This window comes from Chloroflexota bacterium, assembly GCA_040902225.1.
Classification (GTDB): domain Bacteria; phylum Chloroflexota; class Limnocylindria; order QHBO01; family QHBO01; genus CF-167.
Window position 1 is genome coordinate 872,309 of record JBBDXT010000004.1, and the last position, 11,735, is coordinate 884,043.

At 66.7% G+C, this 11,735-nt stretch carries 9 protein-coding genes; 3 read left to right on the forward strand and 6 right to left on the reverse strand.

All coding sequences use genetic code 11. The features are described from left to right. Positions 1-438 (reverse strand): collagen-like protein (locus WEB29_06675; GenBank protein MEX2136627.1); only part of this gene is annotated, 438 nt, incomplete at its 3' end. 770 nt (positions 439-1,208) lie between these two features. Here WEB29_06675 and WEB29_06680 point away from each other — a divergent pair. Next, complete coding sequence (locus WEB29_06680) at positions 1,209-1,649, forward strand: hypothetical protein (GenBank protein MEX2136628.1); 441 nt, start codon at positions 1,209-1,211, stop codon at positions 1,647-1,649. On the opposite strand, the gene WEB29_06685 is transcribed toward WEB29_06680, so the two are convergent. From WEB29_06685 to WEB29_06695, 3 genes are all read right to left on the reverse strand, one after another. Continuing rightward, positions 1,646-2,320 (reverse strand): response regulator transcription factor, encoded by a 675-nt coding sequence (locus WEB29_06685; protein ID MEX2136629.1) that lies wholly within the window; start codon positions 2,318-2,320, stop codon positions 1,646-1,648. The two genes, WEB29_06680 and WEB29_06685, sit on opposite strands and share 4 nt — an antisense overlap. Beyond that, positions 2,317-2,730: an ATP-binding protein gene (locus tag WEB29_06690; GenBank protein ID MEX2136630.1), complete on the reverse strand. Its 414-nt coding sequence runs from the start codon at positions 2,728-2,730 to the stop codon at positions 2,317-2,319. The genes WEB29_06685 and WEB29_06690 overlap by 4 nt, the downstream gene beginning before the upstream one ends. 125 nt (positions 2,731-2,855) lie before the next feature. Then, entirely contained in the window at positions 2,856-3,386 is a 531-nt protein-coding gene (locus WEB29_06695; GenBank protein ID MEX2136631.1) for a tetratricopeptide repeat protein, read from the reverse strand. Positions 3,387-3,700: 314 nt separating this feature from the next. Here WEB29_06695 and WEB29_06700 point away from each other — a divergent pair, with 314 nt between their 5' ends. Continuing rightward, on the forward strand, positions 3,701-8,335 hold the full coding sequence (locus tag WEB29_06700) for a phospholipid carrier-dependent glycosyltransferase (GenBank protein MEX2136632.1): 4,635 nt from the start codon (positions 3,701-3,703) through the stop codon (positions 8,333-8,335). Positions 8,336-8,419: 84 nt separating this feature from the next. On the opposite strand, the gene WEB29_06705 is transcribed toward WEB29_06700, so the two are convergent. Together WEB29_06705 and WEB29_06710 are read right to left on the reverse strand one after the other, a co-directional pair. Then, positions 8,420-9,937, reverse strand: a complete 1,518-nt coding sequence (locus WEB29_06705) for a sensor histidine kinase (protein ID MEX2136633.1) — start codon at positions 9,935-9,937, stop codon at positions 8,420-8,422. Positions 9,938-9,941: 4 nt separating this feature from the next. Beyond that, complete coding sequence (locus WEB29_06710) at positions 9,942-10,739, reverse strand: inositol monophosphatase family protein (protein MEX2136634.1); 798 nt, start codon at positions 10,737-10,739, stop codon at positions 9,942-9,944. 17 nt (positions 10,740-10,756) lie between these two features. Here WEB29_06710 and WEB29_06715 point away from each other — a divergent pair, with 17 nt between their 5' ends. Beyond that, positions 10,757-11,683 (forward strand): DMT family transporter, encoded by a 927-nt coding sequence (locus WEB29_06715; protein ID MEX2136635.1) that lies wholly within the window; start codon positions 10,757-10,759, stop codon positions 11,681-11,683. Positions 11,684-11,735: the final 52 nt, after the last annotated feature.

Consider the following 11,735-nt stretch of genomic DNA (forward strand, 5'->3'; position numbering starts at 1 on the left):
CGCGCCAGAGGCACCTGTCAGGCCAGAGGCCCCGGAGGCACCGGTTAGACCGGACTCACCCGACGCACCAGACGCGCCAGAGGCACCTGTCAGGCCAGAGGCCCCGGAGGCACCGGTTAGACCGGACGCGCCAGAGACACCCGAAGCACCGGAGGCACCTGTCAGGCCAGAGGCCCCGGAGGCACCGGTTAGACCGGACGCGCCAGAGACACCCGAAGCACCGGAGGCGCCGGTCGCACCGGTAAGGCCCACATCATTCCACTGGAGGAAGTAGGAGCCGTTCGGGCACTGCGACGGGAAGTTTCCGTCGATGATCTTGATCGTGCCGCTGCTGTTATTCACGCAGGCGTAAATCTGGCCAGCGCCGAATACGCCGGTGAAGGCGATGAGGCCGAGGACTAATCCTGCGGTTGTACCGACGGCGAGCCTGATTCGCATCCTTGCTCCTTTCCGGATCGAACTCCGATTCGATCGTTTCTGATGAAAGCCCCACTCCCCTGGGAGACGGACTCTTGGTCACTCTGGTCGGGCCCTCGGGCTCAACCTAATGCGCCATCTCCCCAGCCTGGGTGGGCATCAAGAGCCGCTGGTAGGCGACGGGTTCGGCCTGGTGCTTCCCCGCGCTCAGCCTTTTCGCCACCGCGGAGGACAGGCGGGCATGATCCCGGGTGTGGCTGGGCGCACAGGCAGTTAGACATCGGGCCATTAGGCACATGGCGGAGCGTAAGGCGGGCCCTGCGCCTGAACATCAGGGGCTATACGGATCGAGGTACGGATATCCCGGTCAGTATCCCGAGAAGCCCTACGGGATGATCGACTGCGGGGTGGGTGTTTGAGGGCGGTACGGACGGGTACGGATGAGACCAATCCGTAATCCGGTCGGTAGATCTGCGGAGGACGCCGAAGGCTTCCGACCCTACAGTGACAGCAGCGTCAGGGCGGCATGAGCAGGAGTCCGAGCGCGCCTCTACCAGGCGGCCGTTGCTCTTGCCGACGCCGCCTTGACCGGAGGTGCAGTGGCGATTCCTGACGACCCAATGGCGCTTGAGCCGATCGACCGAGCGCCCGGCATTGCGGAAACCACGATCGCCACGTCGCAGGCGCATGGCACACTCCCGAATGTGTCAGCTGCCGACGCCATCGACCAAGAGCCGGCTGCGTCGGACCATGGGTTAGACGGCGGCTCGACAACTGCTGAGGGTCCAGCCGTGCGCGATGCCCAAAGCATCAGGGCCCGGATCGCTGCCGATGAGGCCGCCGCAGATGCGGCTCGCGACTTGTTCGCGGCCGATGGCCTAACGGCCATCGAGCCCGTCGCGGGCTTCGCACCGGTGTCCACATCGGGCGAAGCGCTGCACGCCGTCCGCTATAGCGCGATCCTTGAGCGCGGCCCTGCAGACGAGGGCGCCCCGGAGCTGCGCGGAGGCACCCTGTACCTGACATCGTGGCGCCTGCTGCACATCGGCGAGAGGACGACCGACGTGCCACTCGGCGAGATCGATGAGATGGTGGTCGTCCTGGAACGCCTGGTGCTTATTCGCTTGCAGGACGGGTCGGACCTGGCCGTGGAGGTCGACCAGCCGCGTCTGCTGCGGGTCCAGATCGCCGCCGCCATCGCCGCCTCCCGTGGGAGCGCGGCATACTCCTAGGAGCCTGGCTCCTGGTCGTTGGACTCGAGATACCGCCGTGCAGCCTGCGCGCGGTTGCGCACTCCGAGCTTGTGCAGAATGCTGCCGACGTGCGTCTCGACCGTCCGCGGAGAGATCCCCAGGTGCGTCCCTATCTCCCGGTCGGTCAGCCCATCAGCGAGTTGAATCAGCACCTGTTGCTCGCGATCGCTCAGCTCAGCGAGCGGGTCGTTCATCTCGGCCACGCCGGTCCGTCGCTGGCTGCCGGCCAATGACCGCACGACCTCGCCGGCCCTCGCTCGTGACATGGGCAGATCGCCGGCCCGGATACCTCGCACGGCGCGCTGGAGCGCCTCAGGGCTGAGGTCCTTGGTGAGGTAGCCGGCAGCGCCGCTCCGCATCGCCTCAAGCAGGTCGCGGCGACCTCCTGAGACGGTGAGCATCACGATGCGCGTGTCCGGCAGTCGCGGACCGAGCTCGCGGAGGATGCGGAGACCATCGGTCCCGGGCAGGTTAATGTCGAGCAGAATCAGCTCCGGGCGCAGTTCGGGAGCCAGCAGGAGGGCCTCCTCAGCGGTGGCCGCCTCACCGACCACCTCGATGTCTGGCGCGGTGATGGCCTGGCGCACTGCCGAGCGGACAAGGGCATGGTCGTCGACCAACATGACCCGCATCGGCCCAGGGCCGCTCATCCGGTCGCCTCGAGGAAAGGCACCTCGACCACCACTCGGGTCCCATCTCGGGGTTGGGACTCGATGGTCAATGAGGCTCCGATCAAGACCGCTCGTTCGCGCATGCTGCGCAGACCATACCCGCTCGTCCGTTTCGGGTCTGGGACGAAGCCCCGGTCGTTGTCACCGATCGTCAGGCGCACACCGGAGGGAATCGGCTCAGCGTCGACCCGCCCGCGGGTGGCATCGGCGGGCTTGCGCGAGTTCGCCAGCGCCTCTTGCACGATCCGGAGCAGCTCGGCCTGGGCACACGGGAGTCGCTCGCTGACGATCGCCGGCGCGACCTGTGGGCTCACGAGGAGCAGGACCGTCAGGGCAGTGAGTCCCAGCGGGACCAGGGCGACCGCCCACTCGATGCGACGCGCGCTCATCGCTCCAGGAGCAGAACGAGCGACATGATCAGGCGCCGGGTGATCGGATCTGCCTCGGCCACCGAATAAGCATAAAGCCCATCGTATTTGTCGTCCGCGGAATGCGCCCCGCGCGGCGACCTCGCCTAGGACGGGCTCGGTTCCACCGGCGTTGACCCCGCCGTCGTTTCGGGCTGGAACGTTGGAATGCTGACGTTTGGGTCGAGCGCCTTGGCCTTGGCAAGCTCCAGCGCACCCTCCTCGACCTGCCCATTCGCTCGCAGGAGCAGGCCGAGGTTCAGATGCCCGCTGGCGTCGTCAGGGCGGACATCGATATACCGCCGGTAGATGTCCATGGCCTCGGAGATGGACCCGGCGTCGGTCCGCACGATCGCCAGATTGAAGAGCGCCGACGGAAACTCTGGATCAATCAGCAGGGCCAGTCGGTAATCGTTTTCCGCTTCGAAGGCTCGGCCGGCGTTCTGAGCAATGACCCCAAGGTTGTAGATGCAGAACTGGTTGAGTGGTTCGTGCTTGAGACACGCCTTGTAATGCGCAACCGCCTCATCCGTCTTGCCCTGACTTGAGGAGGCCAGACCGGCGTTCAGCTCGTCGAGCGCCTTCTGGCCTTCGCTCCCACCGCCACAGCCCGTCATGAGAACGACCAGGGCGACCAAGGCCAAAATCCCTCCTAGGCGTGGGCTGACCGGCCCTCTCTGCCGTGGGCGATCTAGCGTGGCCGGAATCATGCAGGCCCTCCGAGATTCGGTTGGCATTCGGCGTTCCGCCCCATCCTACGTGACCTTGATCGAATTGCGGTGGTGTATGGGCGTGCCATCTGGGAAGTTTCGCGGTGGCGCATTGGGAGGTCGATGGCTCCCCGGTACGGGGGCACGAGAGGGACTTCCGTCGCCTCCGGGGACCGTGAGAATCAACTGCTATACTCCCGCCGCGCGATTCAGTTTCGCACCGGAGTGGTCCCATCTTGACGTTGTCCAACGGTGGGAACGAAGCACCTCCTCCGCCCTCGGAGGATCGACCGGCCGGGCTCGCCAAGCTGCTTCAGGCAATTGCCCCTATCCTCCTCGCAGGCCTGCTGCTCCGCGTGGTTATCGCGTATGTGATCGCGCCCGGCCAGGGGTTGCAGGCGGATCTCGACTATTTCAAGAACGCGGCCCTCACGCTGGCCGATTACGGGCCAGGCGGTTTCGTCGCACATAACGGCTTCTACCAGCCGTCACCGGTCGGCTACCTGTACTTCCTGTGGCCCCTGGGCCTCGCCGGCCGGTTCCTCGGCGGACTGCTTGGACAACCGGCCGATGGCATCACACTCGCGCTCCTCAAGGTGCCCGCCATCCTTGCGGACCTGGGCATCGCCATCCTGCTGTACCGAGCTGGTCGGCGCTGGTTCGGCAGCCGGGCGGGTCTTGTGGCTGCGGCCCTCTACCTGTTCGTCCCGATAACCTGGTACGAGTCTGCGGTTTTCGGGCAGGTTGATTCGGTCGGCCTCTTCTTTGTCGTTGCCGCCCTCCTACTTCTATTGGGGGGCTGGAGTGAACCCGCTGTGGCGATGGCCGTCCTCGCAGCGGTCATCAAGCCTCAGAATGCAATCTGCCTGGTGGTGATCGGGCCCATACTGCTGCGTCGTCACCTCTTCGTTGTGGGCTCAGGACCGATACCCGGGAGTAGGAGTCGCAACGCGGTCCTGGATCGCATCCTGGTGGGCTGGTTTTCCAAGCGCCAGGGATTCGAGCGGCTCGTATCGAGCGCAATCGTGGCGGTCGCTGTCTTCGTGATTGCCATCCTGCCATTCGATCTGCAGTTGCTGGCACCCCCGGAGCTGGTGAGTATCCCGGTGATCGGCCAGGTATCGGGCTTCGTGAGCCTGATCGGCTCGTTGGCGGACTACTACCACGTCCTCACGGCGAACGCCTTCAATGCATGGGCCCTGGTCGGTCCCATCCCGCTCTACAGCGAGCTGAGTCGCACCTTCATCTGGACCTTCGACTCGCTACAGGTCATCGGCCCGATCCAGGCGGTGACCATCGGCGCGACATCATTCGCGCTGGTTACGGCCGGTGTGGCAATCGTGCTTCTGCTGAGGGATGACCGAGGGGCAATCCTCGGTAGCTTGACCGTGCTCGCCCTGGCCTTCTTCGCGTTACCGACCCGGGCGCACGAACGGTACCTCTTCCCCGTCTTCGTGACCTTCGCCCTGCTGGTGGCTGGCACCACACTCTCGGAACGCCGCTGGCGATGGTGGTACATCGCCCTGGGAGTGCTGGCGGCCGTGAACCTGCATGCAGTGGTAACGCTGTCCCAGCCAGGATTTGCGTCCCCGGGTCTGATCGGCGCTCCCCTCGGGGATCTATTTCGCAGCGACGCCGTGGTGATCGCGGTCTCGCTGGCCAATACGGCTCTGTTTGGCGCGCTCCTGGTTGCTTGGGCGCGCGGGATCGCGTTGCCCGCCCTAGCATCGGTCTTACTCCGCTCGGCGGGGCGCAGGCCGCCGAGCGCGATGCCTCAGCCGTCGGCCGCGCCGACCAGCTCAGCAGCAGCTCGCGTCGACGCGCCGGAACGACTGGTTGAAGAGAGGGCTCAACGGAGCAGAACATCCTCACCTGGCGCCCTCGATGCCGCCATGCAGTGGATGTCAGGCTTGGCCGATAACCTGTCGAAACCTTTTCGACGTCGCCTCGATGCAGGGTCGCCGCCCGCAGACAACAGTGGCGCTCTGTCCACCGAGGAGGCTGGCCGCCTTGATCGACGGGATATTTGGGTCCTGATCGCGATCCTGGTCGTGACCTTCGCGGTCCGAACGTATCGCATCGATACCCCGCGCGGAGTCTATTTCGACGAACTGTACTACCCGGCGACGGGCACCGAGTTTCTCCAGGACTGGCGGTATGGCATCCACACCGAGATCTTCGAGTGGACCCATCCGCACATCTCGAAGTACGTTCAGGCGCTGAGCATCGCTGCGTTTGGGAACGACCGGGCCACCACCGCCGCAAGCGTCGGAACGCCGGTGCGGGCGGTCGCATTCGACCCGGCATTCTTCGCCCCCGAGACCGCCACCCGATACGGAGGCGACCTGATCGCGATCGCGACCGGATCGGAGCTCCGCATCGCTCCCCGCGGGTTGTTTGCCAGAGCGGTCGTTGCGGCCCTCCCGGGTGCGCAGCTGGTGGCTTTCGATCGAGCCACGCATCGCCTGTACGCGGCGGATGATGATGGCGGCGTTTGGGCAATCGATGGCTCGGCCATCGACGCGGCCCTGAATGGCGGTGGCGCGCCTGACCCGGTCCCAATTGCTGACCTCCAGGGCCAGATCACTACCCTCCGCGTCGTCGTTCGCGACCGCGTCCTCGCCGTTACCGACGGCCATCGGCTCACCCTGCTCACCGGGGCAGGTGCGCCGCTTGCAACCGCGAGCCTGACCGGACTGAGCGGCATCACGACGATGCCGGTGGGCGAACAGACGCAACTCGTTGCCGCCGTCCCGGGAGGTCTGAAGGGGCTCGATGCGAATAGCCTGCAGGAATTCTCCAGCATCGGATTGCCAGCTCGTCCACTTGGGATCGAGTTCGTTGACGGCAGTGACTTCGGATGGCGCAACCAGGCGACCCTGCCCACTCCCACGATTTACGCCACCCTCGACTCCAGCCAGATGGCGGCCGTGCAGGTCGGAGGAGATGGCGGCATGACCCTATTCGATCTTTTTGGGATGCCCGGCCCGGTGGTCGAGGCGCATTGGAATCGGCCTTCAAACATGGTCCACGTGCTCGGTCAGACCTCAACCGGCGACCCAACCATCTATGTCGTCGAACCTCACACCAATTCTGTCTTCGCCGACGCGCGCCTTCCGTTCGACCCCGTCGCCTGGATGCTCGATGTCCAGCCCGACACGCCGTCACTCGATCGCCAGCAGGCGCTTACCTTTTCGGCCTCCGGGACGGTGGTGTACGTCGATGCTGGGAGCCATGCCTCGGCATGGAGGCTGCCTGGCGTCGTCGCTGGGACGCTGACCGCCGCGCTCATGTACCTCCTTGCCCGCATGCTCTTCCGGCGCCGGGTAGTCGCCGTCTTGCTGGCCGTGGTGATGGCCCTTGACGGCCTGCTCTTCATCCAGGGCCGCATTGCGATGAATGACTCATTGCTTGGCTTCTTCATCGTCGCTGCATTCGCGCTATTGCTGGCCCTGATGCAGGCCAGGCCCCGAGGGCCCGGCCGATGGCTGTTGCCGGTTTTCGGGTTACCGGTGGTCGGCCTCCTGCTCGGCCTTGCACTGGGCACCAAGTGGGTCGGGGTGTATGCCATCGGTGGCGCTGTCCTGATGGTGCTGGCGCGGACCCAGGCCGGCAGATGGTTGGCGTTGGCCGGGATGGTGCTCCTGACCGCCGTATTCGGATTCCAGGCCTTGGCGAGCCAGCCGCCGAACGTGACGTTCGTGCTTTTGATGCTCGGCTTGACAGTGCTCATGGGGGTGGTGGTCGTGCGGCCGCTCGACCCCTCCCGCGGGAGCAACTCAGCGAGTATTCCAGGCTGGGTGAATCCGCGTGTTCGCTTCGGCATCCCGTTTGCGTTCGCCCTGGCATGCCTCTTGATCATGCCGCTCGTCGTGTACGTAGTCAGCTACATACCGTGGACCTTGTCGGCGACCGGTGATCCGCAGCTATTCCCAGGCTGGCCGCCAGGTCATACCGGCCAGACATTCCTGGACCTGCAATCGCAGATGTACCACTACCACAACGACCTTCGGACTCCACACGCCGCATCGTCGCCATGGTGGGCGTGGCCGCTCGGGCTGAAGCCGGTCTGGGGTCACCTCAACACGTACAGCGACGGCTCGCAGGTGATCATGCTGCTGACCGGAAACCCCGTGCTGCTGTGGCTGGGGATCCCGGCATCTGTGTTCGGGGCGTGGCAGGCGTGGCGTCGCCGCAGCACCGCCTTGGCGTTCGTCGTGATCGCGATGTGCTCGCTCTGGCTGCCATGGGCGCGTATCGACCGCGTGGCGTACAACTACCACTGGTACACGATTCTGCCGTTCTACTACCTGCTCCTTGCCTATTTCCTGGCCGAGGTGTGGAACGGCCCATCGGGCCGTACCTGGTCGCTTGCGCGGGTGGCCGTTGCGGCCGTTCTTATCCTCCCGGCACTGATGTGGATCTTCAAGGACGGCCTGTGCGCCGTCGCCGGGGTCGCCGAGATCAATCCGACCTCGTTCGAGTGCAATCGGCCACTCCTGGACGTCGCGCTGCCGTTAGGCCTCTGGTTGATCGGCTCCGTCGTCGCCGCCTGGTTCATTCTCGGCATGCAGAAACCGCGACGCTTGGTCGCTGTGGTGGTCGGTGCGGCCGCGATAGGCTTTGCGGTCCTCTATCCGGCGCTATCCGCGTTGCCGCTACCCAACGGCTGGCCGTTCATCTATCAAGGGCTGCTGCCGACCTGGGATATCTCCTTCCAGTTCAACTCCAACACAATTGCAGTCTCCGACGTCCCGCTGCTTGGATTCGGGGCCGGCGCAGTTGGAGTTGCTGCTGCCGCCTTGACATGGATCGTGATGCGGCGGATGCCACTGAGAATGGGATGGCGCACCGGGTCCAGAAGCAACGTGGATTGAGGATGCGCTCGCCGGCCGGTCCCTAGCCAGCTCGAATGAGGGCATGATCGTCGACCAGCGTGACGCGCATCGGAGGCGATGAGCTCATTGGGCTGCCGGTGCCAGCGGCACGTCGACGATCACCCGCGTGCCGTCCATCGGCCGCGACTCGACAGCCAGCGAGGCCCCGATCAGTTCCGCGCGCTCGCGCATGCTTCGCAGACCATAGCCCTTCACGCCGCCGACGCCGAGGTCGAAGCCGCGCCCGTTGTCGGCCACCGTCAGCCGCAGCCCGTCAGGGGTGGACTCGATGTTGACCAGGATGCGGCTGGGATCCGCGTGCTTGCGGGCGTTGGCCAGGGCCTCCTGCGCGATGCGCAGCAGCTCGGCTTGGGCGCGTGGCTCAAGGCGTTCGACGATGGGGTCGATGCGGCGTTCGGCGGGAATCCCGAAGCGATCGCTGAACTCGTCGACGTAGCTCGCCATGACCTCGACGAACGTGCTCCCTTCGGCCGGCCGCAGAGCCAGGATCGCCTGGCGGGCCTCGTCCATGGCCGAGTCGATCGAGCTCGAAACATCGGCTGCTAGCGCCAACGCCTCATCCGAGAGGACGCCCTCCGTCAGCAGGCGACCTTGCTTGAGCCTGGCCAGCCACAGCTGTTGCGCCATCCCGTCATGGATCTCGCGCGCCAGGCGGGCGCGCTCCTCGGCGGTGGCCTGCGTCGCCGCGATGTCGCGCAGGCGGGCCAGCTCCACGTTGGCCGCGTGGAGGTCGCGCACATCCTGCCGCGTCTCAACCGCCACGGCGACCAGCAGGATCCCGTAGAAGGCGACGCGCAGCAGGTCGCCGGTGGTCACCAGTGACGCATATGACCCGGGGTGAATCGCCGCGTGCACCTGGCTGAAGGCGGCCACGATGAAGCCGACCGCCAGGTAGGCATCCACCCTGCGACGGTCGCGCCGGTAGACCCGGTAGCTGAACGCCGCGGCCGCCAGCATGGCCAGCCCGATGAGCGCCTGCAGCGCGATGAGGCCGTTGCTGCTGGCTTCCACCAGCGGCGACGTCGGATCGCTTCGCAGCTGCGCCAGGGCGGTGTCATCGAGCAGCGGCGGCAACGATGGCTGGATCGCGGCCGCCGCCACGATCACCGCTGTCACGAGGAGCGCCGGCAGCGCCAGCACCAGGGCAGCTGGCCACCCGTCGGAGGACCAGCGTCGCAAGGCGGCCACGCCGGCGACGCCCAGCAGGCCCGCGGCCACGCCACGAGTCAGGATGACGGTCCACAGCGGCAGCTGACCGGGTGCCTCCAGCGAGAGTCCAAAGGCGGCGTCGATGCCCAGAACACCGACCAGGATGAGCAGGGCGTTCTGGGCGGCCAGCACCAGGAACGCGCTGGCGCGGATGAGGGCGGAGGGGTCGTTCCCCTCCTGGAAATGGACCCAGCCCAGGATCGCGACGGCGACAGCGACCAGCAGGCCGAGGGCACTGGTCACGAGATCGAGCGGCTGGTTGACGGTGGCGGGCGCGAGTCGCGGGTCGAAGATGATGACGATGGTCATCAAGGCCAGCAGCACCGGCACCATCGCGATGCCGAGCTCCAGGCGCCGTTCGTCTCGCGTCACAGGCTCAGGCCAGGTGCTCGACGATGGCGGCGTGCAGGCGGCCATTGGTGGCCAGCGCCTGGGGGCCGGCGTAGGAGTCGCGACCGGCGAAATCGGTCAGCCGGCCGCCCGCCTCACGGACGATCAGCGCCGGGGCGGCCAGGTCCCAGAGCGTCGGACCGATCTCGAGCATCGCATCGGCCGCTCCTTCGGCCACCAGCATGTAGCCCCAGAAGTCGCCGAAGCCGCGGTCACGCCACGCGCGGCGTCCGAGCGACGCGATCGCAGGCCCGTAGCCCGCCGCCTCCAGGGGTCGGAGGCCGGACCACACCACCTGGGCGTCTGCCAGCTTCTCGACGGCGCTGACGCTGATGGCGCGTTCACCCCGCAGGTCGCGAACCGATGATCCCTCCCCCTTCGATGCGTGCCAGCGCCGCTGCAGCGCGGGCGCCGACACCGCCGCGGCCAGCAGCTCACCAGCGCGCTCGACGGCGACCAGGGTGGCGAAGACGGGGATGCCGCGGACCAGGTTGTGGGTGCCATCGATCGGGTCGATGATCCAGCGCGTCTCGCCGTCCCCCGCCTCATCGGCGAACTCCTCGCCGACCAGGCCGTGGTGCGGGAAGGCAGCCGTGATCCGCTCGCGGAGGAGCGTCTCGACCTCGGTATCTGCCTGGGTGACGAGCGTGTCATCCGGCTTGGAGGAGACCCGCAGTCCGGTCTCCACGTGGCGCATGACGAGGGGATCGGTCTCGTCCAGCAGCTCGACCGCGAAACGGCGCAGGGCGGCGGGATCGCGGTCGTCCGTGTGCTGGGCAGACACCCGGCTAGCATAGCCCGATGCGCTCGCCCTTCACCCGCACCGCCCTCTCGGGGGAGGTCCTGATGGTGCTGGTGGCGATCCTGTGGGGCAGCGCCTTTCCCGTGACGAGGTTGCTGCTGGAGGAGATGCCTCCCCTGGGTGCCGCCGCATGGCGAACGCTGCTGGCGGCTCTTGGTGTGGCGGTGTTCGCCGCGTTGCGCGGCGAGTTTGGATGGCTACGGCCCGCGCCCGAAGACCGCGGGCGGCTGGCCGTGCTGGCCGTGTTGGGCGGTGCGCTCTTTCTGATCTGCATGAACGTGGCGATCTTCCTGACCGGTGCCTCCATTACCTCTTTTGTGGTCGGGACCTATCCACTCCTGGCGGTGGCAGTCGCCGCGTTCCTGCTCGGCGAGCCGCTCGGCCGGCGAGGGCTCGGGGCGCTGGCGGTGGCAGCGCTGGGGCTTGTCCTGCTGGCCCGCCCGGGCGGCGCGCATGTCGAGGTCCTTGGCGTCCTTATCGCCTTAGGCGCCGCGCTTTCGTTCGCGGTCTACCTGGGACTCGCGCGCCTCTGGGCCGACCCCGCTCGCCTGCCGACACTCACGGTGGCTTTCTGGCTGCTCGTCTCCAGCCTGCTGGTCTCTTCCTTGCTCCAGGTCGTCGTGGACGCGGGGGCGTTGCTGCCCAACCTGACTTTGGCTGGCTGGACCGCGCTGCTCTGGCTGGCGTTGCCGGCATCGGCTCTGCCGCACGTGCTGGTGATCGCGACACTGCGTCGCATGCCTGCGAGCCGGGCGGCACCATTCCTGCTCCTGATTCCGATCTCCGGCGCACTGCTCGCGGCCGCGCTGCTCGGGGAGCGCCTCGACCAGATCCAGCTGGCCGGCGCAGGGTTGATCCTCTTGGGCATTGCGGCGGCCACGCTCCGAGCGAGGGGCGAGGCCGTCGAGCCGGCCCTGGCCGACTGACGGACTGGCCGTACCCTGCGCGGATCACCCCGTTGTCAGACCTGACTGCTAA

Bases quoted from the DNA above. Each gene is read 5' to 3' on its own strand.
- WEB29_06685 (MEX2136629.1), bottom strand. From the start codon at position 2,320: ATGAGCGGCCCTGGGCCGATGCGGGTCATGTTGGTCGACGACCATGCC.
- WEB29_06690 (MEX2136630.1), bottom strand. From the start codon at position 2,730: ATGAGCGCGCGTCGCATCGAGTGGGCGGTCGCCCTGGTCCCGCTGGGA.
- WEB29_06715 (MEX2136635.1), top strand. From the start codon at position 10,757: ATGCGCTCGCCCTTCACCCGCACCGCCCTCTCGGGGGAGGTCCTGATG.